This is a genomic window from Persicobacter diffluens (assembly GCF_036244895.1).
GTDB classification, from domain to species: Bacteria; Bacteroidota; Bacteroidia; order Cytophagales; family Cyclobacteriaceae; genus Persicobacter; species Persicobacter diffluens.
This window is the reverse complement of record NZ_BQKE01000001.1, coordinates 492,951-518,838: the sequence shown is the minus strand read 5'-3', so window position 1 is coordinate 518,838 and position 25,888 is coordinate 492,951. Positions and strand designations below refer to the sequence as shown.

The 25,888-nt window shown below is 43.6% G+C and carries 21 protein-coding genes and 7 tRNA genes; 11 read left to right on the top strand and 17 right to left on the bottom strand.

Annotated features, from left to right (window positions below; genetic code table 11):
- Positions 1-299 precede the first annotated feature (299 nt).
- Positions 300-2,495 (top strand): DNA helicase RecQ, encoded by a 2,196-nt coding sequence (gene recQ, locus AAA970_RS02190; RefSeq protein WP_338235808.1) that lies wholly within the window; start codon positions 300-302, stop codon positions 2,493-2,495.
- A 113-nt stretch (positions 2,496-2,608) separates the two neighbouring features.
- A complete protein-coding gene (locus AAA970_RS02185) occupies positions 2,609-3,508 on the top strand; it encodes an SDR family oxidoreductase (protein ID WP_338235807.1) in 900 nt (299 codons plus the stop codon).
- A gap of 69 nt (positions 3,509-3,577) precedes the next feature.
- On the opposite strand, the gene hisS is transcribed toward AAA970_RS02185, so the two are convergent.
- Entirely contained in the window at positions 3,578-4,945 is a 1,368-nt protein-coding gene (gene hisS / locus AAA970_RS02180) for a histidine--tRNA ligase (protein WP_338235806.1), read from the bottom strand.
- A 215-nt stretch (positions 4,946-5,160) separates the two neighbouring features.
- Between hisS and AAA970_RS02175 the strand changes: the two genes are divergently transcribed.
- The gene (locus tag AAA970_RS02175) at positions 5,161-5,304 is read left to right on the top strand and encodes a hypothetical protein (RefSeq protein WP_172674377.1); all 144 of its coding nucleotides are present in this window, start codon (positions 5,161-5,163) and stop codon (positions 5,302-5,304) included.
- Positions 5,305-5,367: 63 nt separating this feature from the next.
- Here the strand turns inward: AAA970_RS02175 and AAA970_RS02170 are convergent, their stop codons facing one another.
- Positions 5,368-5,877 (bottom strand): metallophosphoesterase family protein, encoded by a 510-nt coding sequence (locus tag AAA970_RS02170; protein ID WP_338235805.1) that lies wholly within the window; start codon positions 5,875-5,877, stop codon positions 5,368-5,370.
- Between the two features lie 300 nt (positions 5,878-6,177).
- Between AAA970_RS02170 and AAA970_RS02165 the strand changes: the two genes are divergently transcribed.
- The 5 genes from AAA970_RS02165 to hemB all read left to right on the top strand — a co-directional run bounded on the left by AAA970_RS02165 (position 6,178) and on the right by hemB (position 10,983).
- The gene (locus tag AAA970_RS02165; protein ID WP_338235804.1) at positions 6,178-6,411 is read left to right on the top strand and encodes a hypothetical protein; all 234 of its coding nucleotides are present in this window, start codon (positions 6,178-6,180) and stop codon (positions 6,409-6,411) included.
- 2 nt (positions 6,412-6,413) lie between these two features.
- Entirely contained in the window at positions 6,414-7,796 is a 1,383-nt protein-coding gene (locus tag AAA970_RS02160) for a cytochrome ubiquinol oxidase subunit I (RefSeq protein WP_053406002.1), read from the top strand.
- Between the two features lie 39 nt (positions 7,797-7,835).
- Positions 7,836-8,909, top strand: coding sequence for a cytochrome d ubiquinol oxidase subunit II (gene cydB / locus AAA970_RS02155; RefSeq protein WP_053406003.1), 1,074 nt, complete (start codon positions 7,836-7,838; stop codon positions 8,907-8,909).
- 272 nt (positions 8,910-9,181) lie between these two features.
- Positions 9,182-9,910, top strand: coding sequence for a hypothetical protein (locus AAA970_RS02150; RefSeq protein WP_338235803.1), 729 nt, complete (start codon positions 9,182-9,184; stop codon positions 9,908-9,910).
- A gap of 89 nt (positions 9,911-9,999) precedes the next feature.
- Positions 10,000-10,983, top strand: a complete 984-nt coding sequence (hemB, locus tag AAA970_RS02145; protein WP_053406005.1) for a porphobilinogen synthase — start codon at positions 10,000-10,002, stop codon at positions 10,981-10,983.
- A 302-nt stretch (positions 10,984-11,285) separates the two neighbouring features.
- Here hemB and AAA970_RS02140 read toward each other — a convergent pair whose 3' ends face one another.
- Both AAA970_RS02140 and AAA970_RS02135 read right to left on the bottom strand, forming a co-directional pair.
- Entirely contained in the window at positions 11,286-11,690 is a 405-nt protein-coding gene (locus tag AAA970_RS02140; RefSeq protein ID WP_338235802.1) for a hypothetical protein, read from the bottom strand.
- A complete protein-coding gene (locus AAA970_RS02135; RefSeq protein ID WP_338235801.1) occupies positions 11,687-12,325 on the bottom strand; it encodes an RNA polymerase sigma factor in 639 nt (212 codons plus the stop codon). The genes AAA970_RS02140 and AAA970_RS02135 overlap by 4 nt, the downstream gene beginning before the upstream one ends.
- Positions 12,326-12,671: 346 nt before the next feature.
- Here AAA970_RS02135 and AAA970_RS02130 point away from each other — a divergent pair, with 346 nt between their 5' ends.
- Complete coding sequence (locus AAA970_RS02130; protein WP_053406008.1) at positions 12,672-13,058, top strand: DUF6249 domain-containing protein; 387 nt, start codon at positions 12,672-12,674, stop codon at positions 13,056-13,058.
- Positions 13,059-14,170: 1,112 nt separating this feature from the next.
- Here AAA970_RS02130 and AAA970_RS02125 read toward each other — a convergent pair.
- The 7 genes from AAA970_RS02125 to AAA970_RS02095 form a co-directional block, all read right to left on the bottom strand.
- A tRNA-Gln gene (locus AAA970_RS02125) sits at positions 14,171-14,243 on the bottom strand.
- A 28-nt stretch (positions 14,244-14,271) separates the two neighbouring features.
- Positions 14,272-14,344 (bottom strand) — tRNA-Gln (locus AAA970_RS02120).
- Between the two features lie 28 nt (positions 14,345-14,372).
- Positions 14,373-14,445, bottom strand: a tRNA-Gln gene (locus AAA970_RS02115).
- Between the two features lie 24 nt (positions 14,446-14,469).
- Positions 14,470-14,542, bottom strand: a tRNA-Gln gene (locus AAA970_RS02110).
- Between the two features lie 27 nt (positions 14,543-14,569).
- Positions 14,570-14,642 (bottom strand) — tRNA-Gln (locus AAA970_RS02105).
- 42 nt (positions 14,643-14,684) lie between these two features.
- Positions 14,685-14,757: transfer RNA gene (locus AAA970_RS02100), tRNA-Gln, on the bottom strand.
- 66 nt (positions 14,758-14,823) lie between these two features.
- Positions 14,824-14,896, bottom strand: a tRNA-Gln gene (locus AAA970_RS02095).
- A gap of 218 nt (positions 14,897-15,114) precedes the next feature.
- Between AAA970_RS02095 and AAA970_RS02090 the strand changes: the two genes are divergently transcribed.
- Both AAA970_RS02090 and AAA970_RS02085 read left to right on the top strand, forming a co-directional pair.
- The gene (locus AAA970_RS02090; RefSeq protein ID WP_338235800.1) at positions 15,115-16,395 is read left to right on the top strand and encodes a tetratricopeptide repeat protein; all 1,281 of its coding nucleotides are present in this window, start codon (positions 15,115-15,117) and stop codon (positions 16,393-16,395) included.
- On the top strand, positions 16,376-16,633 hold the full coding sequence (locus AAA970_RS02085; RefSeq protein ID WP_338235799.1) for a hypothetical protein: 258 nt from the start codon (positions 16,376-16,378) through the stop codon (positions 16,631-16,633). The genes AAA970_RS02090 and AAA970_RS02085 overlap by 20 nt, the downstream gene beginning before the upstream one ends.
- A 19-nt stretch (positions 16,634-16,652) precedes the next feature.
- Here AAA970_RS02085 and AAA970_RS02080 read toward each other — a convergent pair whose 3' ends face one another.
- From AAA970_RS02080 to AAA970_RS02055, 6 genes are all read right to left on the bottom strand, one after another.
- Positions 16,653-19,622 carry a PD-(D/E)XK nuclease family protein gene (locus AAA970_RS02080; protein ID WP_338235798.1) on the bottom strand — a complete coding sequence of 990 codons (2,970 nt, stop codon included), beginning with the start codon at positions 19,620-19,622 and terminating at the stop codon, positions 16,653-16,655.
- A 52-nt stretch (positions 19,623-19,674) separates the two neighbouring features.
- Positions 19,675-20,154, bottom strand: coding sequence for a gliding motility lipoprotein GldH (locus AAA970_RS02075; protein WP_060685351.1), 480 nt, complete (start codon positions 20,152-20,154; stop codon positions 19,675-19,677).
- Positions 20,155-21,657, bottom strand: coding sequence for a PSP1 domain-containing protein (locus AAA970_RS02070; RefSeq protein WP_338235797.1), 1,503 nt, complete (start codon positions 21,655-21,657; stop codon positions 20,155-20,157). It lies immediately after the preceding gene.
- Positions 21,658-22,176: 519 nt separating this feature from the next.
- Positions 22,177-23,463 carry a phosphoribosylamine--glycine ligase gene (gene purD / locus AAA970_RS02065; protein WP_338235796.1) on the bottom strand — a complete coding sequence of 429 codons (1,287 nt, stop codon included), beginning with the start codon at positions 23,461-23,463 and terminating at the stop codon, positions 22,177-22,179.
- 219 nt (positions 23,464-23,682) lie between these two features.
- The gene (locus AAA970_RS02060) at positions 23,683-24,588 is read right to left on the bottom strand and encodes a peptidylprolyl isomerase (protein ID WP_338235795.1); all 906 of its coding nucleotides are present in this window, start codon (positions 24,586-24,588) and stop codon (positions 23,683-23,685) included.
- 140 nt (positions 24,589-24,728) lie between these two features.
- On the bottom strand, positions 24,729-25,883 hold the full coding sequence (locus AAA970_RS02055) for a PCMD domain-containing protein (RefSeq protein ID WP_338235794.1): 1,155 nt from the start codon (positions 25,881-25,883) through the stop codon (positions 24,729-24,731).
- Positions 25,884-25,888: the final 5 nt, after the last annotated feature.

Genomic DNA, 25,888 nt, shown 5'->3' with positions numbered 1-25,888 from the left:
GTGAAATTTGTCATTTCAATTGCGCAATACGAATTTATGGTCTAAACACTTAAAAAAGAAATAAACTCCTTTTGTAGAAAGTTCAGAAAACGTAAATTCATATATTAATTAACTAATCCTGACAAGGTACAACGTCGATTACACAAATCTATTGGAAATTTTTCTCCAAACTACCTGTCAGTCTGCCTAGTGTAAAAATAGCGCATTTTAGGCAAAGATCTAATGATCTATTTCATTAGAATAATACAATAATTTTTATTAAATTAAATAGACAGCACATTGATTCCCCCCATCATGGTGTGCTTTCCATTTATTTACCAGAACAACAGCAGAAGGTCTTGAGTAAAATAACAGATAAATTAAAGGATGTCTTTGGATACGATCAATTCAGAGGTAACCAGGAAGCCATTATCGAAAATTTACTGGCAGGGAATCACACCTTCGTGATTATGCCTACCGGGGCCGGTAAATCCATGTGTTATCAGTTACCGGCACTCCTGATGGAGGGGACGGCAATTGTCATTTCTCCATTGATTGCCCTGATGAAAAATCAGGTAGATCAGCTAAGGGCATTGGGGATAGACGCCTACATGCTCAACTCTACCCTGACCAAGGGCGAGATGACCCGGGTAAAGAAAAAAGTATTGGCCGGAGAAGCACAGCTCCTCTATGTAGCGCCGGAATCCCTCACAAAAGAGGAGAATGTCGAGTTTTTGAAACAGGCCAAAATTTCTTTTGTCGCCATTGATGAAGCACACTGTATCTCGGAGTGGGGACATGATTTCCGCCCTGAGTACAGAAGAATCCGCTCGATCATTTCCCAGTTTGGAGATCTGCCTATTATTGCCCTTACTGCAACGGCGACTCCAAAGGTACAACTGGATATTCAGCGCAACCTGGGATTAGAAGATGCCAAACTTTATAAGTCTTCCTTTAATCGGGAAAACCTGTATTACGAAGTTCGTCCCAAGAAAAATATTGACAAGCAGTTGATAAAATTCATCCTGGACCGCAAGGGACAGGCCGGCATTATCTACTGCCTGAGCCGAAAGAAAGTGGAAGAAGTCGCCAACCTCCTGAAGGTAAACGGCGTAAAGGCGGCACCTTATCATGCCGGACTGGAAGCCGGGCTTCGGGTGAAAAACCAGGACGACTTCCTGAATGAAGAGCTGGAAGTGATTGTGGCCACCATTGCCTTCGGCATGGGGATTGATAAGCCGGATGTGCGCTTTGTCATTCACTATGATGCCCCAAAATCGTTGGAAGGCTACTATCAGGAAACAGGTCGGGCGGGCCGAGATGGACTGAATGGTCACTGTTTGCTTTTCTACAGCTATAATGACATTGTCAAGCTGGAAAAATTCAATAAAGATAAGCCGGTTACAGAGCGCGAAAACGCCAAAATGCTTTTGGAAGAAGTCGCCTCCTTTTCGGAGTCCGCCGTTTGCCGAAGGAAGCAATTACTCCATTATTTTGGAGAGCACCGCGAGAAAGATTGTGGTTTCTGCGATAATTGTAAGAACCCAAAGGAACGCTTTGACGCTCAAAAAGAAATAGTCATTGCGCTTAAAACCTGCCTGTTGACCAAAGAACGATTCGGCATTAACCACCTGGTCAATGTAGTTCGAGGCTCACAAAATCAGTATGTGATGAGCTATGAGCACAATGAACTGGAGGTGTACGGACTCGGAAAGGGAGATACCGATGAGGACTGGAAAAGCATTTTCCGTGCGGCGATGATCAACCAATTCCTGGAAAAGGATATTGATAATTATGGCGTACTGAAAATGACCGATGCAGGAAAAGCCTTCATCGAAAATCCGCATGAGGTATTGGTTCCTAAAGGCCATGATTACCGCAATATGCCGGAGGAAGACGAGGTGCCAGCCATTACCACCAAATCCTATGATAAGGTGCTGTTTGGGCAGCTATTGGCCTTGAGGAAAGAAGTCGCCAAGCGGAAAAAGGTTCCCCCTTATGTCGTTTTCTCTGAGCCTTCATTGGAAGAGATGGCCATAACTTATCCCTGCACCATGGAGGGCATACTGCAAATTCAGGGCGTCGGACAAGGGAAGGCCGCTAAATTCGGAAAGCCATTCATCGAGCTCATCAATAAATATGTTAGTGAAAATGACATTGAAACTGCTGATGAGATTACCGTAAAAACCGCTGGTGACCGTTCCAAGGATAAAATCTTCATCATTCAACAAATTGACCGCAAGGTGAATCTGGATGAGTTGGCAGAAGGCCGAAACTGGGATTTTTTCCAGCTATTGGAAGAAATGGAACATATCTGTTTTTCCGGCACTAAACTGAATATCGACTATTTTTTAGAAGATATTATGGATGAGGAAATGCAGGACGAGCTGAGAGATTATTTCATGGCGGCCGAAACAGACGATATTGAAGAGGCATTGGACGAATTAGGCGAAGACTTTGCTGAGGACGAAATCCGATTGATGCGCATCAAAATCTATTCGGATTTAGCCAACTAACACTAGAATTCTTACATTAAGGCGTTTATCTTTTCCAGGCTGCGAGAGAACCAATCGCAAGGCCATACGGATCTAAAGGTAAACGCTTTTTTTGTGAACCTATATCAACAAAAATGAAAATACTTATCACCGGAGCTAATGGTCTCCTAGGGCAAAAACTGGTAGGCCTACTGGCTGAAAAGGAAGTGGAAATCATCGCCACTGGTAAAGGGAACAGCCGCCTGCCCAATCCGGATACCTTTACCTATGTAACCATGGACATTTGCAATGCCAATGAGGTAATGGAAACCATTAAAACTCATCAACCTGATGTGATTGTCAATACTGCGGCCATGACACAGGTGGACCAATGCGAAACCGAAAAGGAAGCCTGCTGGGATTTAAATGTGAATGCCGTCGAACACCTGATTAAAGCTTCAGAAGCAAACAATGCTTTCCTTCTGCATCTTTCTACTGATTTCATTTTTGACGGAGCCGATGGTCCCTATGATGAAGAAGCTTCCGCCAATCCGTTAAGCTATTATGGAGAGAGCAAATTGGCCGCGGAAGAGCTGTTACAGAAAAGTAACATCCGCTGGGCCATTGCCAGAACCGTTCTGGTTTATGGCATTGCCCATGATATGAGCCGTTCCAACATCATCCTATGGGTAAAAAACTCCATAGAACAGGGCAAAGACCTGAAAATCGTGGATGATCAATGGAGGACGCCAACCCTGGCAGAAGATTTAGCGATGGGCTGCTGGTTGATTGCCGAAAAGCAAGCGGAAGGTGTTTTCAATATATCCGGAAAAGACCTGCTGACCCCTTACGATATGGCCATGATGACCTGCGATTATTTCCAACTGGATAAGTCCTACATTGAGAAAGTAGATGGCAGTATTTTCCAGCAAACGGCAAAGCGCCCCGCCAAAACCGGTTTTAACATCAATAAAGCAAGAGAGATTTTGGGCTATGAGCCGCACAGCTTTGAGGAGGGCATCAAAATTCTACATGAGCAGATAAGTGCACAATAAACAGGCATAACAAAAAGGCCTGCCGTTTGAATTCGGAAGGCCTTTTTTATTTGCTATGATTTAGATGACTTACTTCAGCCTTTCAATAATCTCCGCAACACTCAACTTATCCTGCGCGCCACTCTCCATATTCTTCAAAGTATAAGCCCCATTGGCAATCTCCTCAGAGCCCACCATCAATACATATGGAATGGATTTCTTATTGGCATAGTTCATCTGCTTTTTCAGCTTGGCTGAGGAAGGGAAAATCTCAGATTTAATTCCCGCCTCACGGAATTGTGCCAGCAAGCCCAAACCATGCGTTTCTGATTCCTCATCAAAGTTCACAATCATCAGCTGGGTGGTGACCAAATTGTCTTTTGGAAACAAATCCAACTCTTCCATCACATCATAAATACGATCCACGCCAAAAGAGAACCCAACGCCAGGTACATCCGGTAAGCCAAATACGCCGGTCAGGTTATCATAGCGACCACCACCACTCACCGAGCCAATGGAAACATTATTCACCTTAACCTCGAAGATCGCTCCGGTATAATAAGAAAGCCCACGGGCCAAAGTTAAATCAAAATCCACATGGTGATCTTCTACCCCAAACTTTTTCAGGTAGGTGAAGATTTCCTCCAGTTCTTCTACTCCTTTCGAACCATCTGCAGAAAGTGCCAAAAGCTCTTTGCTCTCTGCCAAAAGTTCCTCATTGCTGCCGGCCATCTTCAAAATAGGCTTGGCCTGCTCCACAGCATCTTCTGAGAACCCGCGTTCAGCCAATTCCTCCAACACCTTATCAAACCCGATTTTATCCAGCTTATCAATCGCTACACAAAAATCCGTCTCTTTCCCCGGGGCGCCAATGGTCTCTACAATACCGCTTAGAATTTTACGGTTATTCATCTTGATGGAATAATCTGTAATATTCAGACCGGCGAATACTTTATTGATCATCTGGATGATTTCCGCCTCACAAATCAGGCTATCCGTCCCCACCACATCCGCATCACACTGAAAGAACTCTCTATAACGACCTTTCTGCGGACGATCCGCACGCCATACCGGCTGAATCTGATAACGCTTGAAAGGGAAAGTAATATCATTTCGATTCATGACCACATAACGGGCAAAGGGTACCGTTAGGTCATAACGCAAGCCTTTCTCGGCAATTTTCGGAAGTAAAGTCTTCGATCCTGCTTCGTAATCAGCCACCGATGTTTTCTTCAAATAATCACCGGAATTCAGCATTTTAAATATCAGCTGGTCTCCCTCATCACCATACTTTCCGGTTAATACGGAAAGGTTTTCCATGGTTGGAGTCTCCAACGGCATATAACCGAATTGTTCAAAAACAGATCTGATGATCGAAAAAATATAATTTCTGCGAACCATCTTTTCTGGTCCGAAATCTCTGGTTCCTTTAGGTATGGACGGTTTTTGTACTGCCATTGATGCTTATTGAAAATATGTCACGTAATTTTAGAGTGCAAAAATACAAAATGGGAAGCGATTAATAAGCGAATGACCGCTTTTTTCCGTTCCAACGCCCGTTGATTTTCAAGTTTTTGTGATTTTTTTTGGGGCGTTAATTAGTTTTTTAGTGACAATCCCTTAAATTTGCAGTCCGTTTGTAAGAATCATATAAAATCATAATAAATAAAGACATGGCAGTTACTAGACTAGTCCGTAAAGGAAAAAGAAACAAGGCGGTTGCTAAAAACCTTAACAAAGCTATTGCTCACGCATGTGCGAAGCCTGTTATCAAAAAAGTTGATGTAGAAGAATTGAAAAAACAATTCGAAGCATAAGATCAGTTTTTGATCTCTGTTAAAAAGCAGCATCCCGCAAAGGTGCTGCTTTTTTATTATCCTTTATTTCAGGGCTGAGCGCGCTCCCAATTCTATCACCTCCAGCTTTTCCGGCCGCCCGGCATTTACCTCAAACCGCAGCAAAGTCCGGACTTTATGAAAGCCATGCCGACCTGCCGCTCCCGGATTCATGCATAACATATTCCCGAATTTTGGATCTGCCATCACCTTCAGAATATGAGAATGCCCACAAATAAACAAATCCGGCACCCCTTGACTTTTTAATATATTTCTCACTCTGGCTGCATATTTTCCGGGATAACCACCGATATGGGTCATCCAGACCTTCAGGCCTTCTACCTCAAAAAATAAATCTTCGGGTAATTCCTGCCGTAATTTCCCGCCGTCAATATTCCCATAAACTGCCCGAAGGGGCTTAAAGCCCTCCAGCTGCTCCAGCAATTCCCAATCCCCGATATCGCCTGCATGCCAAACCTCATCGCAATCCTTAAAATACTCAAACACACGCTCATCCAAAAAACCATGAGTGTCTGACAATAGTCCTATTTTCATCTTTAATTTATCGTTTTATTCTAAATTACTAAAAGCCTCATTTTTTTAAAAAAATCAATTTTACAGCATTCTACAGGATTATTAATAATTGACGAACAAAAAAGTCTTTGATAATTCAAAATTCCCCAAACGATCAAATTAAAAAACCTTTAAATTTTGATTTAAAGGCATATTCTATGGATTTTTGGCATCAACAAACCTTATGCGCAAATCATTTTAATTGATACAAAATTCAGTCTCAAAAATGACCTTTCAAGCAGACTAATGCCGAATTTCGCGCCATCAATACTTCTTTATGCTATGAATAAAGCGTCCAAAAATAATACAGCCCAGCTCATATTTGCCTGGGTGATGATTTGCTTCTTCTGTTTCTATCTATTCGCCAACCTTCCGGGCATGCCGGAGGAAGTTTTGGGCATGGGTTGGAAGAAGTTCCTCCGATGGGTCTTTGGCTTATTCTTCAGCGCTGGTTCATTTACGATCTATTTTCGTGACGAACTATTCCGAAAAAAACAAAAAACAGATAAATCATAATTATGGACGTTGAACTACTATCGCGATTTCAATTCGCTTTCACGGCTTCCTTCCATTACCTTTTTCCTCCTTTCAGTATTGGGATGGGCCTCTTATTGGTCATTTTTGAATCCCTATACCTGATCACCGGCAAAGAAGTATGGGAGCGTATTACTCGTTTCTGGATTAAAGTATTTGCCGCCAACTTCTCCGTCGGGGTAGCCACCGGTATTGTACTGGAGTTTGAATTTGGTACCAACTGGTCCACTTATGCGCGTTTTGTAGGAGATATTTTTGGCTCTCCTTTGGCTGCAGAGGGTATTTTTGCCTTCTTCCTGGAATCCGGCTTTTTAGCCATCCTCCTTTTTGGCTGGAACCGTGTAAGCAAACGTACGCACTTGTTCTCCACCATAATGGTATTCCTGGGATCTACCATGTCCGCTTTCTGGATTGTGGTTGCGAACTCCTGGCAACAGACGCCGGTCGCCTATAAACTGGAAACATTGGATGGTGTCACCAGAGCGGTAATTACCGACTTCTGGGGTATGGTCTTTAACCCATCGGCCATGCTTCGTTTTGAACACGTGGTCGTAGGAGCATTCCTTCAGGGAGCATTTCTGGTACTTTCCGTTTCGGCTTACTTTATTTTGAAAAAGCAATATGAAGAATTCGCCAAAAAATCATTCACCATTGCATTAATCGTTTCTACGATTGCGGCTTTGGGCCAGTTAGCCATTGGGCACAGCCATGCCGAGCAGGTGGCAGAATATCAGCCGGCAAAATTAGCCGCTTATGAAGGCCTTTATGAAACCACGGAAAGAGCGCCGCTTTACCTGTTTGGATTTACCGATCCGGAAACGCAGGAAACTGTCGGCCTGGCCATCCCGGGTATGTTAAGCTTCCTGACGCATGGTGATCTGGATGCGCCCGTAAAAGGTCTAAATGAATTCCCGAAAGAGGAATGGCCAAAGGCGGCGGCGGTATTCCAGACCTATCACATCATGGTAGGCATCGGTATGCTGCTCATCGGCTTGACTTTATTCTCTTGCTTCCTGCTTTACCGCAAGCAGCTCTTTAACCAGGATTGGCTGATGAAAGGCTATGTGGCTGCAGTCGTACTACCGGTAATCGCCAACCAATTGGGCTGGTTCTCCGCTGAAATGGGTCGACAGCCGTGGGTGGTGTACGGTTTATTAAAAACCAAGGATGCCGTATCAAAGAGTGTTACCGCTCCCGAAGTATTGACCTCCCTGATCATGTTCATGATCGTTTACGCATTGCTATTCTTCGTTTGGTTGTATGTTTTAGATCGTGAGATCAAACACGGACCGGGTGGGGAAGATCACGGTGTAGAAGCGGGATACTCTCACAAAGGGAAGAAAATTGAAGGATTAAAAGGGCTGTAAGGCGGCTCTGCTCATTAATAAATATCAAATTATTGCACTATGGATTATCATGTAGTATGGTACCTGTTAGTAGGAATTCTATTGATTGGGTACGCCATTCTGGATGGCTTTGATTTAGGGGTTGGCGCCTTGCATTTATTATCCAAGACGGATCATGACCGGAGAATCATGCTGAACTCCATTGGTCCGGTATGGGACGGGAATGAGGTTTGGCTGATTACTGCCGGAGGAGCCCTTTTCGCCGCTTTCCCGGAAGTTTACGCCACCGCCTTCTCCTCATTTTATCTGGCTTTAATGTTTGTACTGGTCGCCCTGATATTCCGGGCGGTCTCCATCGAGTTCCGCTCCAAAGAAGAAAATACCACCTGGCGTAAAACCTGGGACTTTAACTTCTTTATCGGTTCCGTAATCGCTGCGGTAGTTTTTGGGGTAGCGATTGGAAATATCATCATGGGCATTGAAATTGGCCCGGACAAGGAATACCATGGAACTTTCCTGGCCTTGTTTACGCCATATACCCTGATGACGGGCGTTTTCAATTTGGTGATGTTTACCATGCATGGTGGAGTTTACCTGTTGATCAAAACAGAGGGAAAATTACAAGCCGATATGAAGCGTTACACGATGAATGCTTACTTCGTTTTCGTCACCCTGTTTGTGGTCCTCACCGGTATGACTCTTTATTTAAAACCGGAAATGTTGGCTAACTTCTCTTTTGGAAAAGTAGCAGCCACTAACCCTCAACACCATCTGATCAAGGATTACCAGACCATTGTCTCCGTATTTGCCTGGTTGGTGATTGGCTTAAATGTCTTGTCCATCATGAACATTCCGAGAACCATTGTAAAAGGGAAATACCATCAGGCTTTTATTTCCAGTTCTTGTACCATTGCGGCACTGATCATGCTTTTCGCTTTGGGTGTATTCCCGAACCTGGTCGTAGCCAATGATCCTGCCAACAGCCTGAATATTTACAATTCAGCCTCTTCGGAATATACACTGGAAACCATGTTTAAAGTCGCCATTTTCGGTATGCCTTTCGTCGGAATTTACACTTCCCTTATTTATTGGACTTATAAGGGCAAGACCAAAATTGATGACCAGAGTTATTAATAATATTTTATAACGTTTAAAAAGACCGGAGCTTCCGGTCTTTTTTTTATCCCACACCTAACAGTCAAGCAAACCCCACCAACACCCAAAATTGGTAAATTAAAGCATGGTTGGTATTTATTTCATAAACCTATCCTCAGTAAATTTAATCTCCCCCTACAGACACCTTCACGATTACTTATAAAAAGAGAAATAAAAATCACTGACATTACTATTTATTGATAATATTTTATTTATTCGAACCTTCAATTAACCTAACTCAATTTAAAAAGATGAAATTATCATGCACCTCATTATTAAGGTGGAAAAGTCTACTTCTTCTGATCACCCTGTTTGTCGCCTGTTCTTCTGAAGATGATCATGACATCAACAGCCCTTGCACCGACCCTTCGGAACACATTTACCAAGAAGTAGATGGGATCATCACTGTTGAAATGGAAAACACTACCATTGGGGAAGGATGGGGATTAAAAACAGAAAGCCCTGATTTTACAGGAAATGGTTATTTGCAGTGGGAAGGTGAAACGGCTTACAATAATCCGGGAAATGGACTTTTAACCTACCGGATTCAAGTAAACACTCCCGGAACCTATCGATTCCTTTGGCGGGGTAGAATCAACGAAGGAAACTCCGGTTCTGACGCCAATGATGCCTGGCTGAGAATGGCAGACGCCACGGATTTCTTCGGCTATAAAGCCAAGAATGGTTCTTACGTCTACCCCAAAGACTCTGGCAAAACCCCTAACCCAAATGGGTCCGGAAAAGAGGGATGGTTTAAGATCTACCTCAATAAACTGAATGAGTGGGCATGGATTTCCAATACCTCTGATAACGATGCCCATGCGGTATTTGCCACTTTTGAAAAAGCCGGGATCTATACCGTGGAAATTTCCGGCCGATCAAAAGGTTTTGCCATTGACCGCTTCAGTCTCTTCCATGAAAATGTGAATGAAGCAGATGCTACAGCCGCTAATCTCAACCCCACCATCACTTGTCAATAGAAATTTCAAGCCGGAAATATTTCCGGCTTTTTTTATCACCAACCATCCAACGAAATCCTTAAATTGCAGCCAATACAAAATACGTTAATATGGATTTATCTCGTAGACCAAGAAGAAACCGTAAGTCGGATGCCGTACGCCAAATGGTAGCGGAAACGCAGGTGAATACTTCAGATCTTATTTTCCCCCTCTTCCTGATTGAAGGAAGTAATAAAAAGGAAGAAGTGGCTTCAATGCCCGGCATCTACCGATGGTCACAAGACCTGTTGTACAAAGAAATTGAAGAATGCATGAATTTGGGCGTTCGCAGTTTTGATGTTTTCCCTTCCCTTTCCGAGGACAAAAAAGATAAGATGGCTACGGAAGGATTAAATCCTGAAGGTATTTACATCCAGACCCTGGCCGGAATTAAAGCGCGATTTCCGGAATGCTGCCTGATGACTGACGTAGCCATGGACCCTTATTCTTCGGACGGACACGATGGCATTGTTGAAAATGGACAAATCCTGAATGATGAGACCCTGGAGGTTTTAGGTAAAATGGCCGTGGTGCAAGCACAAGCCGGAGCGGATATCATTGGCCCCTCAGATATGATGGATGGCCGTGTGGCGCATATTCGTGCGGCTTTGGATGCAGCAGGATTCACCAACACCAGCATCATGTCTTATACGGCCAAATATGCTTCTGCCTATTACGGTCCTTTCCGTGATGCTTTGGATTCTGCACCAAAATTCGGAGATAAAAAAACCTACCAAATGGATCCGGCCAATCGTAAGGAAGCGATTCTGGAAGGAGAACTGGATTTTCAGGAAGGGGCGGATTTCCTAATGGTGAAACCGGCATTGGCTTATTTGGATGTTATTCGCACCTTAAAAGATAACTTCGATATTCCGATCTCATGTTATAATGTCAGTGGCGAATATGCCATGGTCAAAGCGGCGGCAGAAAAAGGCTGGTTAGACGGTGAACGCATTATGCTGGAGACCTTATTATCCATGAAGCGTGCCGGAGCAGATATTATCCTGACCTATCACGCCAAGGAATTTGCCGAATGGCAAAAAAACAACCGATAATTGAAGATAAAAATAAAGCCTGTCCGAGTAGACAGGCTTTATTTTTTTTACCAATTATTTCGTTTAGCTCAATTATTCAAGTTTATGCCGGATTATTGATGTTTAAATCCTCACTTAGCCCAGGACGAAAAAAATGTAGGAGTTTTTCCTATTTCAAGTTTATTCCAGGGAAGCTGACGAAATGAGGAGCAAGCAAGCTCACCCCAATTCGGGCGATTTAACTATCAGTAAAACCACTCAAAACAAATAAAAAATTGAGCGATTAGTTCTTCTTTAGATAATCCAGCGGCAAATATTTTGGCTTAAATGCTCATTGACCTAAATATTTTCTTGAACTGCTGGTCCATCAAGCTCAATACTAAACCACTCAAAGCTAATAAAAAAGCCCCCATGATTATGTCCTGGCTTTGATAGAGGGCACTCATCTCCAAGGCCCAATTCATCCAAAAGCTATCTGCCGCAGTGGATACTGATTGAGCAGGTGCCATCATCAACACAGCCAGTCCAAGGGCTACCACCAAGACCAGTAACAACACCCAAATACGCTTTGATATCAGTGGGCTATAATGCTTCATCGGCACGACAATAGCAGGATGCTGCATTTTATGCAAAACCCGCTGACTAAAATCAGAAGATAATCGTGGAGTAGATTTCAAGCCTGATATTAAATCCTTTTCCCAGTCTTTTCTATTATCTAACTCGCTCATAAGGCAAACATACTTTTTCGATTGGACAATTTTTCTTCCAGCTTTTTCCGGCTCCGGTGTAATCTCACCTTCACCAGATTCGGCTTAATATTCACCACCTCGGCAATTTCCTTTGTACTCATTTCCTCCAAATAATATAGGGAAATAATCACCCTTTCCTCTTCCGGCAGCTGGTTGATCGCCGCATGAACCTGCTCCTTTCGGTCTTCCTGCTCCATAATCTCAGCGGCATCAGGACCCTGTTGCCGATCCGGCAATTGATCCGTCACCCATTCCCATACGGACCGACGGGAATTTTGCCTGTTTTTACCCAGGGCCATATTATAAGCAATACGGTAAAGCCAGGTGGAAAACTTAGCCTCCCCCCGAAACTGATCCAGGGCTTCAAAGGCTTTCAAAAAACTATCCTGAGCTGCTTCTTCTGCATCGGCCTGATTCAATAAAATCCGATAGCAGATTTGATACACCATCTCTTTATGATGATCAATCAAAAGCGTAGCCCGGCTATAGTTTCCCTGCCGTATTTGGTTCAATATGGTGTTTTCAGTATCAGTATTCAACATCTGTCCATTGGATGCGCTTTCAGAAGCTGCGGTTACAGAAGTTAAGCATTTTTCTTGAAAAAATTTCCCCAACCCGGATTGACCATATTAAGCCGAATTATTTATGCTTAAATCCTCGTTTAGCTGTAAGGCGGAAAAAATGAAGAAGTAGTTTCCTATTTCGAGTTTTTCCCAACGATACAGAGGAATGAGGAGAAAGCAAGCTTGCCCACATTTGGGCCATTTTTAATCAAAGAAAATAAATCACATTTAATTGAAAATAAGTCACTTGGGCTTATTTAATGAATTTATCGTTAAATAATTGGGGTTAACTCCTTCATCAGGCTACTGAAAAAAAAAAAGAAATTTTTGTAACCATCCTTAACTAGCTGGCATCAAAAGGGCGAAAAACAGCAAAACAACATTTAAATTTAAAGCTATGAGTCCTTTATTAATTCCAATTTTAGTCCCGCTTTCCGCTTTTTTGATGGTTTTTGGCATCGTTTATATCCTGACCACCGCTCGGAATCGGGAACGTTTAGCCATGATTGAGAAGGGAATGGATCCCACAGACCTGATGAAAGGACCTGAAAGAAAAAATCGTTTTAGCTCCCTCAAAAATGCCTTATTGGCTTTGGGCGTAGGCCTGGGGGGAATTATTGGCTTCTTTATTCAGGGCGGACAGGATTTCTCCGATTTCCTCCAGTCTCCGGTTAATATCTTCCTGATGATTATTGGAGGTGGCTTAGGACTATTAACCTACTATTTCATAGCGAGCAAAATTGAGCAAAAAGAAAAAGAAGAGGATTCCTCTTCACCCTTTTAAAACCAATTACTTCAGAAAAAAGGCCTTCCCAATCCGGAAGGCCTTTTTTATTTGAATAAATCTTCTTCTCTTCCCAGCTTCAAAATTGAGGCCTGATGCAGGATAAAATACTGCTCCTAATAATAACCGACCTCATTCGTGCCAGTAAAAGAGAAACAACTAAGCCGGATTATTTATGCCATAATCCTCGATTCTTCAAATTTTCCCTTCGAATTTTGACCATAAACACACTCTTATTGTCTGCAGTCACCCCATGGCTTCTTTCTACCAAAATAAACAAATTCAGAAAAATCATACAGCTTCCCCACAAACCCTACATTGAAGACGAAACCCTAAAATTCAACACATAAGCCTTTACATCAAGCACAAAATGCTCCGTTCGATGACCTGTTGAGCTATTTAAGCTATTTTTCCAATTGGATTTTTCAAATTAAATGAGGAATGATTTCATACTTCCTTATCTAGAAATATCAAAACTACCTCATTAAAAATCAGGACATTAAATTTTACTTAAAATTGAACATTTTGAATAGCCTGACTAAAGGAGCTCTTAAAAAATATTTTGAATCTGTCAGAAAACGCAATCAAAAATTACCGAAACCTTCATTTTCAATGAATCTCACTTTTTTTTGGAAACTATGCAACAAAATTCTTTTGTACTATAAAGGAAACTAAATAAAAAAGGAGGTTCCCCGTAAATCTCACAACTCGTTTAACCACAAACAACCCGCTCAAAACCAATACAATACAATTTAAAGAACTTTCTTACACCATGACAAATGCGCTTTTTTAACCAATTCCCCCTTACTATATTGCAATACAATCACAGGAAACTCATCCTCAACAGGAGGCTGAAACTTTACATTTTTCCTTGAGGAAAGCATAATAATTTTGTTCATTTAATCCCCCACTATCATGTACACTATTAAATATCAATCCCCAAAAGGCGTAGCTTTCCTGAAGCTCAAAGCAAGATCAAATTCCGATGCTGTGCGCGAGCTTTTTAGACTTCACCGGGTGGAACTCCACCGTGTTATTGAAGTAAGCCAGAAAAACTAAAAGTGACTCCAACAAAAAAAGCCGCTCTCTGTAAAAAGAAAGCGGCTTTTTTGTTGCCCGACTAGGGCTCGAACCTAGACTCTTCTGAACCAAAATCAGACGTGTTGCCAGTTACACCATCGGGCAGGATAATATCCAAATATTGTAAGCTTTGTTGCCCGACTAGGGCTCGAACCTAGACTCTTCTGAACCAAAATCAGACGTGTTGCCAGTTACACCATCGGGCAGGATAATATCCAAATATGTAAGCTTTTGTTGCCCGACTAGGGCTCGAACCTAGACTCTTCTGAACCAAAATCAGACGTGTTGCCAGTTACACCATCGGGCAGGATATATCCAATTGTAAACTTTGTTGCCCGACTAGGGCTCGAACCTAGACTCTTCTGAACCAAAATCAGACGTGTTGCCAGTTACACCATCGGGCAGGATAATATCCAAATTGTAAGCTTTTGTTGCCCGACTAGGGCTCGAACCTAGACTCTTCTGAACCAAAATCAGACGTGTTGCCAGTTACACCATCGGGCAGAGTATCGTATCGCAATACGAACACTGTTTATTATCTTGAAGTTGCCCGACTAGGGCTCGAACCTAGACTCTTCTGAACCAAAATCAGACGTGTTGCCAGTTACACCATCGGGCAAGAAATAAAAGACGAAGTAGTTAAAAACAACTCCCAAACATCTTTTAATCAAGATCATTATGAAAGTTGCCCGACTAGGGCTCGAACCTAGACTCTTCTGAACCAAAATCAGACGTGTTGCCAGTTACACCATCGGGCAGTAGCATCGCTTAAAGGTGAAACCCTCAGCGTTTTTGCGGATGCAAATATAACGGACTTTTAAATTAAATTCCTAACCCCTGTGCGTAAAATTTTGGCATTTCCGGAAAAATAAAGGGCTGTTCCCTGAAATACAGAAAGATGGAGAATAATCCCCAAAGGCGCATTTTTACGTAATTTTCCTTTAACTTTGTGTTGATACTTCGTTAAAGAGACCATATGAGCTTCGTTCAGGATTTTTTCAGGTCTGCCAAACCAATGCTGACCTTTTCCTTTTGTTTTTTGCTACTATTTGCCTTACCGGCTACAGCCCAATACGACACGCTGGTGGTGCAGGGAAATGGGCTCTTATTGCTTAATGAAACAGAAGTACAGATCGCCTCTTCCAAAATGCTGGACGACATTTATGATTTCCGCTTCGACGAAGTAGAAACAGAATATGTAAAGCTCAAGGAAGATTTTGGCTGGCATCCCTTACCCTATTTTTTGATGGGATTAGCCGAATGGTGGAAAATCACCGTCAATTTCGAAGATAAAAGCCAGGACCCGGTTTTCATGGCCTATATGGACTCCTCCATTATGCTGGCCGATAAGCTCTATAATTACGAAAAAACTTCTCTGGAAGGCGCATTCTTTCTGGCTGCTGCCTATGCTTTCGAGGCCCGGCTGGTCTCGGAGAGAAAAGAATGGACCAAAGCAGCCAACCTGGCCAAAAAATCTTTGGCCTATTTAGAGGAATCCAAAGGAAAGGGAGGCATGAGCCCGGAATTATTGTTTGGAGATGGACTTTATAATTATTACGCCCAATGGATACCGGAAAACTATCCCATGCTGAAGCCTATCATGTGGTTTTTCCCCGGAGGGGACAAAGATTTAGGGATCAAGCAGCTCAGGGAGGTGGGGAAAAATGCCTTTTTCACCCGGACGGAGGGACAAATATTCCTGATGCGGATGTTGGCCAGTGATGGAAAAGACCCACAGGGCGCGCTACATATTGCACGCTACCTCCACAAAACTTACCCGAATAACCCCTTCTTTGAGCGTTATCTGGCCCGAATGCTTTACGCTACGGCCTCCTATTATGAAATGGAAAAAGTCTGCCTGTCCATCATTTCAGATATTGAAAATAAAAAATATGGCTACGGGGCTGATGACGGCCGCTATGCCGCTTTCTTTTTAGGCCAATTATATCACGCCCGCATGCAGTATCAGAAATCTGAGCAGTACTATAAAATGGTGATGGATTTTGTAGCCGAAAATGAAGCCTTCAACATGGGCTATTATCATTATGCCATTTTAGGCCTCATGGATATTTATGGAAAACAAGGGGAGTACGATAAAGCAAAGGAGTACCACAAACTGTTGAAGAAGCACACCAAACGCGGAGAGGCAGTAGCTAAAGCCGCGAGGAGTCGTATAAAAAATTATAAAGAAATCGCTAAAAAGTTAGACGACAACCCCAAAAAAATAGTTAGCGAAGATGGAACGAATTCAGATTAAAATGAGCCCGGAACTTTTTTTAACCTACCCGATTTGTCAACAATGTGATATGCTATGGGAGCAGGCAGAGCTGCTTTACATTAATGTAGAGGAAGGCCAAATGATCCACCTTTATGTTATCCAGGGCTTTTTCGTAGAAGTTCTTTTTCGAAAAGGAGGACAGATGATAGATTTGATCAAAGCCTATGAAGCAGCTTCAGCCATAGAAAAATACTGGCAGGAAGTTAATATCGAATAATCACTCCCCGCCTTATGTCTTACCGTCTGCAAATCTTTCGATAATCACAGAATCGGCATTTTTCTTCTTTATCGGTTTGGTCAAACACCTGTTCTTCAGAGAAAATCTCCTCCAGCAATTGCTGCAGTCCTTCCATTATTTCAGGAAATAATCTCCTTGCATTTTCCAGTCGGTTTTTCCCTTCCTTAAGAAAATATTCGAATTGCTGGCCGTACATTTCCCTAATGGCGTAAACAGCCGGTACTATACTATTTTCCTCCTCCGGATCAGGAAAGTTATGGTCATATAACAAACTATAAATCAAGGTCTGCAAAGCCACTTTAGAGCGATCCTTCTCTTCCCGATCAAACAAGCTCCCGACTGATTTGAAAGTGGTGGAATCACCTCCGGTTTTATAATCCAGTATCCGCAATTGCCCATCCTTCAAATCTACCCGGTCAATACTACCGGAGAGTCGTACCGTAGCGCGCTGCCCATTCAGATTCAGGGGAATTTTCAAAAACTCATTTCTTCCGATCTCCAGCCCTACAAGGGTAAAGGGAGCATATTCCATATCCCTTTTTAGAATCTGCCGGCCCATGTTCAGCAGCATTTTTTTCACAATTACATTATTGCCGGCCAGGGCCATTTCCTCAGCATCCTGCAACTGATAATGCTTTCGGATCTCCTGCTCAATTTGTTTTTCCAGTTGTGGCAAAATCAGTTCCTTAATTTGCTGAGGCATGACCATTCCGTCGTCACGGCCCAAATAAGGTTCATATAGATTTTCCAGTGTATTGTGCAAAATCGTACCGGCTACGGCCACATCAAGTTCCTCCTGCAACTCCTGCTCTTCCTTCAGACCGGCGATATAACGGAAGTAAAACTTCAGGCGGCAATCCAGAAAGGTGGTGAGCGCAGTAGGGGACAAAGGCACTCCATTTTCCCCTAAATAACGGGACAATTGCTTCTGCACCTCCGGACTTCTTTTGATTTCAATGGCATTCGCTCCCACTGCCTTTGGAGTGGTTGCCAAAACACTTTCTTTTAATGGAAAGGGCGACTCAAACTTCAGCTGATACAGGTAGCGACTTTCCTCCCCTTTATAATTCCCATCCGTTTCAGTATTATGCACCAGATAAACTTTCTTCGCCCGCTGAATCAAACGATAAAATAAATAGGCATACATCGCATCATGCTGTTCAAAAGTAGGCAGCCTGAAAGCTTTTCTGAGACTATAAGGAATAAAAGAGTTCTTGGAGGCTGCTTGCGGAAAAGCGCCCTCATTCATAGAAAGAATAATGACCTGATCAAAATCCAGATTACGGGTTTCCAACACCCCCATAATTTGTAAGCCCAGCAAAGGCTCCCCACTAAAGGGCACCCGAACGCCCTGTATCACCTGCCGAAGCAAGCGGATAAAGGTTTCCATCGGCAAGGCCATTTGATGCGTATTCAGCAGCTCCTGCAGCTTTTTAAGCTCTTTATACAGCTTCAATACAAATTCCTGCTCCGGGGCCGCTTCCTCAAACTCTTCCGTAAGCACTGTTTTGTTCACATACAGCAAGAGTTCAGTTAAGTAATGACTAAAATGCGCCACATCCGGTGCTTTATAAAAAATCACGTTCAGAAAGGGTACCTCCAAAGATTGGATATAGGCACCCTTGACCATGGATTGATTTCGACGAATAATTTGCCGGCGAGCCTCCTGCACTTTTTCCAGCTCCTCCGCTTGCAAAGACTGCATCAGATAAGGATGCGCCATTAATTCCAAAACCACCTTATAAGGATATTCCGGTCCCTCTACTGCACTTTGCTGCAACTGACAGGCCAGTTCAAAGAAAGAGTACAGGGCGGTATTCTTGAGCGGATACCCCATGGTCACGTTCAGGCTTTTGAACTCCTCCGGCACAGCATGCAAAAGGGAAAAAAGCATATGCTCTTGTGGAAGAATGACCGCCGTCTTTTCCTCCTCGAACTTTTCCCCTTTGGCCAGCACGGCATTCCTGATTTCCTGTAACAGCTCCCCGGCCACCTTCGTCTGCCCTACTTCCAATGGAACCCCAATAACTTCAATCGGATCCTGCTCGTCTTTTTTCGTTTGTATAAAATGATCTGCTGCCAGCTTTTGTTCTTCCTCCGGCACGCCATGGCGGAACGGATCCGGCAAGGTGGCTCCCAGGATAGGATCCTGCTTGTATTCTCTCAAAAAACGTCCGGCTTCCTGCTGAAAATCATCGTAGAAATAACGATCCAAATCCCAATAAATGCGGGCCTGGTGTTTTTCTACAAAGAAGGAAATAATCTGCTGCTCAGTTTTGGTCAGGGCATTAAAACCGGCAAAAACAATATTTCCGTAATGATGCTCATAATTCCCACTTGTTAATTTTTCCAGCAAATGGCGGTGCACCATACCGGAATACCCCCAGCCCTTTGCTTTCAGCCGATCCTGAAACTTTCGGTGAATCTGGGGCAACTTCTCCCACAGCTCCTGAAAGCCCTGCGCATATTTTAAATTCTTATCCTTAAAGCTGGTCCAGAATTTTTCTACCAGGGCCTGCTCCTCTTCAGTCAGAAAGTCAAACTGCTGGTCAATGGCTTTCAGATCTGCCACATTGGTCAACAGGTGCTCACTTTCCACCATATACTTATCCAGATCCTCAAAATCCTTAAGCAACATCTGCCCCCAGAAGTAAAACTGATCAAAGGACTCCCGGCTTTGTTCCGAAAGCTCCTGCTGCCCGTACATCACCTCCTGAAAGACATGGTACAATTCGAAATTAAGCGCCAGAGGATCCTGCGTTTTCAAATCAGAAAGGCGCTGGATAAAATCATCAATACTGATCACATTAGGTGACCAAATGGCTTTATTGATCTTCTGCGAAATGGCCTTGCGCAGAAATAGTCCGGCACGGCGGTTAGGAAATATAATGGTCAGCTTTTCCGGCTGGGGAAAGTCCCGCAGAATCATATCCGCCAGCTCAGACAAAAAGGTTGAGGAATTAGCCATAGATCTAAAAGGAAAAACCACCCTGTCCGACGACAAAGTGGTTTGAATGCGATTAATTACTTTTACTTACCCGAATACCTACCGCTACGATTTCGGGAAGACTCGTTTCTTCATTCCGAACAAATTGCTGCAGCTTCAATCGGTAACCCCCTCGCTGGGGAAATTTGAAATGCTCCTTAAGCATAAACTCATGATCGAATATATCTCCAATTCCCGTTCCTAAAGGGCGGCCGGTCACCGGATCGAATAAATCTTTCTTCAGCAACTGCGAATCCAGCACCTGACCGGTACTGTCTTCCAGCGTATAGGTCAGGTAAATATTATGCTTCGGATACTGCAATGTATTCCTGATCAGACAAGCCACATTGTATTCCTGCCCGGGATCAGGGATGGAAAAATCGAATTTGGGAGCATCTTCATCCTCCCATTTTTGACCTTCAAATTTGTGCATGGCCTCGTAAACCTGCCCGCTGTCACAGGCAAAAAATGCCAAAGCCATACACGCTAAAAGGCAAAACTTCAATCGTTTCATTTATTCCTTATTGTTGGGTTTTTGATTTCTTGGACCGGAAGGCTTACGTCTGCGGAAATTCCGACGACGGCCCTGCTGTCCTCCTTCTTTCTTTTCTCCGGACTGTTCTGCCTTTCCTTCCGGCTTGCGCTGATCCCTTCCTTCGGGATTATGCTTCTGCCGCGGTGGAATGGCCGGATTTCCCTCCTTCGCCTTGGGCGCATCTCCGTTTGTTTTCTGCGGAGCAGTATTGCCTTTGGCCTGTGGATTATTATCCCTTGCCGGACGACGAGAACGGTTTCTACGGTTACGGTTAGATCTGTTCTCTCCTCCCTCCTGCTTAGGCTCCCGGTTCTCCCGGCTTTCCTTTTGCGATGGATTCTGCTCCGAAGTTCTCGCCTCACCGGATGTCCCCGGCTTCTTACGACGCTTCTTCTTGCGACGCTTGTTATCCGAAGAATATTTTTTATCCAGCTGGTCCAAGTCACTGGCAAATGCCGCCTGTGCATCCGCTACCTGCTGCTCATCGGATTCCAAAGTGGCCGGATGCTGTCCGCGCTTATTCATGCGGATGATCTCCATCACCCGATCGATCGGAATGGAATACCAGCTGTTTTCACTCTCATAACCAAACCACATGATTCGGCGGAAAATGTCCGTTTTTTGCAATCGGGCTTCGCCTTTTTCCGTCACCAATGGGACATTAATTTCCGGAATATCCTGAAGTGCTTCCAGGTAAGTTTCCAGCTCATAGTTCAGGCAACATTTCAATCGCCCGCACTGTCCGGAAAGCTTGGATGGGTTCAAGGAAAGATTCTGATAGCGTGCTGAAGAGGTGGAAACACTCTTAAACTCGCTCAACCAGGTGGAGCAACAAAGCTCTCGACCACAGGAACCAACTCCACCCAGACGCCCAGCCTCCTGACGAAGACTGATCTGTCGCATCTCCACGCGGATTTTAAACTCAGAGGCCAAAATCTTGATCAGCTCCCGGAAATCCACCCGCTCATCTGCGGAATAATAGAAAGTCGCCTTGGTATTGTCTGCCTGAAATTCCACATCGGTCAGCTTCATCGACAAATTCAGGTCATGAATAATCTCCCGCGTTCGGTAAAGGGTCGGCATTTCCCTTTTCTTTACTTCGTGGTATTTGTTAAAGTCTTTATCACTGGCCAGGCGGTATATCGGGCGAATTTCGCCATTGTCCTCTACCTTTTTTTTGCGCATTTGCAGGCGCACCAACTCGCCCATCATGGATACATAACCCATATGGTGACCATTAGGCACATCTACAATTACAGCCTCTCCGGTAGCCAGTGGTAAGCTTTGGTCATTTCTGAAAAAGTCTTTGCGTCCGTTTTTAAACCGGACTTCGATTACGTCATATTCCTTGTCTACCGGCAGCTCCATATTGGCCAGCCAGTCGAAGGAATTCATTTTATTGCAACCGCCGGAACTACAAGACCCCTGACTGCCGCAACCGGCAACCTCTTGTCCTGTTCCACAGGTGGTACATCCTTCCATGTTATCTATATATATCATCGGAGGTGCCACCCGCAATCATCACACTCCTGTTGAAAAGACATGAAAATAAAAAAATTATTTTGTAGGGTGGGTCTGTTTAGTTCAATGTAAGGATAAAAGTAAGAAATATCTGCAATTAAATGAAAACAGTTCCTCTTTGGCATCAAAAAAGAAGATTTGAATGGTGAAATCCGGGCCAAATTTATACAACAGTGCTTCCCTCCCTAACCCCAATTATTCACCGCCAGATTCAGCAACTACATTTAACCAACTTACCGTCAATTCATTACATTTCTACCTACTGATTTTTTTATAGCCCCAATTTAGGCAAGCATGCTTTCTCCTCATTCATCTGCTTCGTTGGAAAAAACTCGTAATAGGAGACTATTACTTCATTTTTACCGCCTTGCAGCTAAAGGAGGATTGAAGTATGAATAATCCGGGCTAATACCAACCCCCACAAAAAAAGGCCATTACCCTCCGGCAATGACCTCTTTGTATCTTGAAAGACGAAATGTCTTATTTTTCCAATTTCAATAAATCCTGGCCAATGTCACGGCGGAAGTTTTTATTGTTCCAGTCAATCTTGTTCACACCGGCATAAGCATTCTCCAAAGCAGTAGTTAAATCAGCTCCTTTTCCGGTAATATTCAACACACGACCGCCATTGGTGACCACCTGCTCTCCTTCTAACTTGGTTCCGGCATGGAATACCGTGGCGGTATCTACAGCCTCAATACCGGAGATAGCATCTCCTTTTCCATAAGCTTCCGGATAACCACCGGCTACCATTACTACAGTGGTTGCCGTTTCTTCATAAACTTCATAGGTGGTATTGCCCAAATTACCATTGGCTGCAGCCTCCAACAAGTCTAAGAAATCCGACTTGATACGAGGAATTACTACCTGCGTCTCCGGATCACCCATACGAACATTATACTCGATCACTTTCGGGTCTCCGTTATCATTCATCAAACCAATGAAGATAAAACCGTTATAATCGATCCCTCTGTCTTTCAAACCCTCAATGGTTGGCTTTACAACACGATCTTCCACACGCTGCATGAATTCAGCACCTGCAAAAGAAACCGGCGATACCGCACCCATTCCACCAGTATTCAAACCGGTATCCTGTTCGCCAATACGCTTGTAATCTTTAGCCTCCGGCAAAATCACATAGTCTTTACCGTCTGTCAGTACAAAAACAGAAAGCTCAATACCGGTCAAAAACTCCTCTACTACTACGGAAGCAGAAGCCGCACCGAATTTCGCTTCTAACAACATTTCTTTGAAAGATGCCTTAGCGTCTTCATGAGACTCACAGATCAACACCCCTTTTCCTGCCGCCAATCCGTCTGCCTTCAATACGATAGGCGTGGACATGGCATCCAGATAAGCCAAACCGGCATCAATAGTCTCCGCAGTAAAGGTTTTATAGGCCGCAGTAGGAATGCCATACTCCTCCATGAAGGCTTTGGAGAAATCTTTACTTCCTTCCAAAGTAGCACCATCCTGCTTAGGACCTACAATCTTCAATCCGGCATATTTCGCATCCGCTTCAAAGAAATCACGAACCCCTTCTACCAAAGGTACCTCAGGCCCTACTACTAGCAAGTCCACTTTATTCTCCAAAATAAAAGCGCCCAAAGCTTCGAAATCGGTTACCCCGATGTTCACATTTTCTGCGATAGCTGCAGTACCGGCGTTGCCGGGAGCTACAAAAAGCTTTTCACATTTTGGACTTTGTTTAATCTTCCAAGTGAAGGCATGTTCTCTACCTCCGGATCCAAGGACAAGGATATTCATAATTTCCGCGCTGTAAATAATTTGATAATGCTTTGGCCTTTAGCCTCGGCAAAAATAATAATAGTTTAGCTGTAATTGGTGGGATTAGGATTTTTTTTCAAAAGGAAGCTGGAGCCCTAAATTCACCCTATTTAAAAGCATTGTAAAAGAAAACACCCTTCTTCTCTTTAAAAAATCACCCTAAAACGCAAAAAAGGACTCACCCACGAGTCCTTCCACTTATTTTTTAGCCTTGGAGTAATCCGCCTTTATAACTTCCAAGGGCACATTTACGGTTCCTTCTTCGGTATACTGCAGCCCGAATGTTTTGCTAAGTTTCTTTTTGGACATTTCCTCCACAGTGATTTTTATATATACCGGCTTTCGTGGTTTATCCCCTGCACCGGTTTCTACGGCGGCCAGTTGATCAATCACGTCCAGGCCTTCCACTATCTGCCCAAAAACGGTATACTCATCATCCAAATGGTATACGCCGCCGATGGTCTCATAAGCTTTTACCCTCGCTTCCGGATAGCCGGCTTTGGTCAGCTTCACATCAAAACGATCCTCCATGACCGGAATCAGTTTAAAAATTTCATCATTATAGGCTTCCAGTCCATCTTGGTGATAAATGTCATTCAGCTTATAAAGCACACTGTCATAGCCCGGCACCTCGGGCATATATTTGGTCAAATAATGATTCACAGCATTCATATTCGCGACCAACTCGGTTTTACTCACCCTTTTTCCATCCACAATGTAAAACTGACAAGCACTGGAGGCTTTTTTAGGGTTGACATTATCTCCTTTTCGGGCTGCCGCAATTGCTCCTTTTTGGTGGAAAAGCTCCTGACGAAATTCAGCAGGGATGGTCTTATTCGCCTTTCCGGGCATTCCGACTTCTGCCAAATCTCCTCCCTGTACCATAAAGTCATTAATCACCCGGTGCCAGGTAGTAGAATCATAAGCACCTGAAGCGGCCAGCTTCAGGAAATTGGCCTTGTGCCCCGGGGTCTGATCATATAAAATGGCTTTCATTTCCCCGAATGGAGTATGAAAGGTGATCAGGCTGTCATTGTTTTTATTACAAGCCTGCAGACCGATGACCATCAATAGGACGAATAAAAAAAGAAGGCGAAAACGCATAGTATTGCTCAATTGAGGAGTTGAAAATTTATCCCCACAAAAAAATAAAAATTTGACGGAAATGAATAGTAATTTTTCTCCATCCATAAAAAAAGCGACCGCTGACCGGTCGCTTTTTTGAATATGTGAGCTAGCTCACCTTAATATAGTAATTCAAAATTCGCCACATCCAGTCGGCTGTCAATCACCCCGGCGAAGTCGTTACCATTGGCACTTGGAGAGAAAACCACCACAATTTCATTTGGCTCGGTTCCTTCCGGTGCATAGCCCGACTCGTTCAGACTGGCATATAAGCTGGTTTTCGGTTGTGCGTAATCAGGAAGTTCTTCATGATCTCCATAATAAATCGGAATCTGAATACGCTCCCAACCTGTATCCACATTATCCGAGGCAGGATTAAAACTACGGTCTGCAGTTCGGAACCAACCTGTTGCCACCCGCTGAATGGTCTGCCCGTCATTGAATCTCAACATCACATAAATATCCGCAGCATCTTCGTCATTTGCAGGCAAAGTTTTATCGCCATCAATCCCATAATACTTTTTACCCTCTCCCGGATAATAACGGTAATCAACCTCAAAACCTATCGGCTGATCCGTAAACGGCTTTCCGAATACAGGCAATTGGTAAGGGTCCGGAATAAGGTTTGAACCATAGTTAAAATCACCGGAATACAGGCTACCTGCAGCAATAGGTGGTAATCCATCAACAGAAGAAACATCGATGGTCGTCAGTGAAACCGCCGGCCCATCACTTTTAGTAAAGGGTATATTATTTTCATTTTTGAATGCCCGCTTACTTCCTTCATTTGGAGTGATCCAAAAATTGTCTACATCTTCAGAAGTTCCTATCTGCTGGTATCTGGTCACTATTACGGATCCATAGGATGCCGTATACCAATCCTCAAAATTAGAATTCACCGGCTGCGTACCACCTGTAGAACCGGTCAACTCAATGCTCACTCGCCATTCCTGAGTACTACCATCCTCGGCAGTGACCACGTAAATGACCTCCTCATTGAAGTTTTGAATTTCCCCGGCTTCTGGCTTTACGGATGATAAGCTGGAGGTGTTAATCACCGAAGGCGCTACTTGTGACAAATCTGTACCAAGCGGCATTTTTAAATCTACGGTAAAAGCGGTCGTATCTATCTCCGAGGAGCCAATTTGCCCATCAACCTGAAAAACCAATATTTTCTTTTGATCACTTACTCCGAAGAATGTTTCGTCAATTCTGCATGCTGTAAAAAGTAGCAGCATGACACATAAGCCTAATATATTCTTATAAAAATTCATTTTCT

Coding starts and splice junctions, on each gene's coding strand:
- AAA970_RS02185 (WP_338235807.1), top strand. CDS start 2,609: ATGAAAATACTTATCACCGGAGCTAATGGTCTCCTAGGGCAAAAACTG.
- hisS (WP_338235806.1), bottom strand. CDS start 4,945: ATGGCAGTACAAAAACCGTCCATACCTAAAGGAACCAGAGATTTCGGA.
- AAA970_RS02175 (WP_172674377.1), top strand. CDS start 5,161: ATGGCAGTTACTAGACTAGTCCGTAAAGGAAAAAGAAACAAGGCGGTT.
- AAA970_RS02170 (WP_338235805.1), bottom strand. CDS start 5,877: ATGAAAATAGGACTATTGTCAGACACTCATGGTTTTTTGGATGAGCGT.
- AAA970_RS02165 (WP_338235804.1), top strand. CDS start 6,178: ATGAATAAAGCGTCCAAAAATAATACAGCCCAGCTCATATTTGCCTGG.
- AAA970_RS02160 (WP_053406002.1), top strand. CDS start 6,414: ATGGACGTTGAACTACTATCGCGATTTCAATTCGCTTTCACGGCTTCC.
- cydB (WP_053406003.1), top strand. CDS start 7,836: ATGGATTATCATGTAGTATGGTACCTGTTAGTAGGAATTCTATTGATT.
- AAA970_RS02150 (WP_338235803.1), top strand. CDS start 9,182: ATGAAATTATCATGCACCTCATTATTAAGGTGGAAAAGTCTACTTCTT.
- hemB (WP_053406005.1), top strand. CDS start 10,000: ATGGATTTATCTCGTAGACCAAGAAGAAACCGTAAGTCGGATGCCGTA.
- AAA970_RS02140 (WP_338235802.1), bottom strand. CDS start 11,690: ATGAGCGAGTTAGATAATAGAAAAGACTGGGAAAAGGATTTAATATCA.
- AAA970_RS02130 (WP_053406008.1), top strand. CDS start 12,672: ATGAGTCCTTTATTAATTCCAATTTTAGTCCCGCTTTCCGCTTTTTTG.
- AAA970_RS02090 (WP_338235800.1), top strand. CDS start 15,115: ATGAGCTTCGTTCAGGATTTTTTCAGGTCTGCCAAACCAATGCTGACC.
- AAA970_RS02085 (WP_338235799.1), top strand. CDS start 16,376: ATGGAACGAATTCAGATTAAAATGAGCCCGGAACTTTTTTTAACCTAC.
- AAA970_RS02080 (WP_338235798.1), bottom strand. CDS start 19,622: ATGGCTAATTCCTCAACCTTTTTGTCTGAGCTGGCGGATATGATTCTG.
- AAA970_RS02075 (WP_060685351.1), bottom strand. CDS start 20,154: ATGAAACGATTGAAGTTTTGCCTTTTAGCGTGTATGGCTTTGGCATTT.
- AAA970_RS02070 (WP_338235797.1), bottom strand. CDS start 21,657: ATGGAAGGATGTACCACCTGTGGAACAGGACAAGAGGTTGCCGGTTGC.
- purD (WP_338235796.1), bottom strand. CDS start 23,463: ATGAATATCCTTGTCCTTGGATCCGGAGGTAGAGAACATGCCTTCACT.
- AAA970_RS02060 (WP_338235795.1), bottom strand. CDS start 24,588: ATGCGTTTTCGCCTTCTTTTTTTATTCGTCCTATTGATGGTCATCGGT.
- AAA970_RS02055 (WP_338235794.1), bottom strand. CDS start 25,883: ATGAATTTTTATAAGAATATATTAGGCTTATGTGTCATGCTGCTACTT.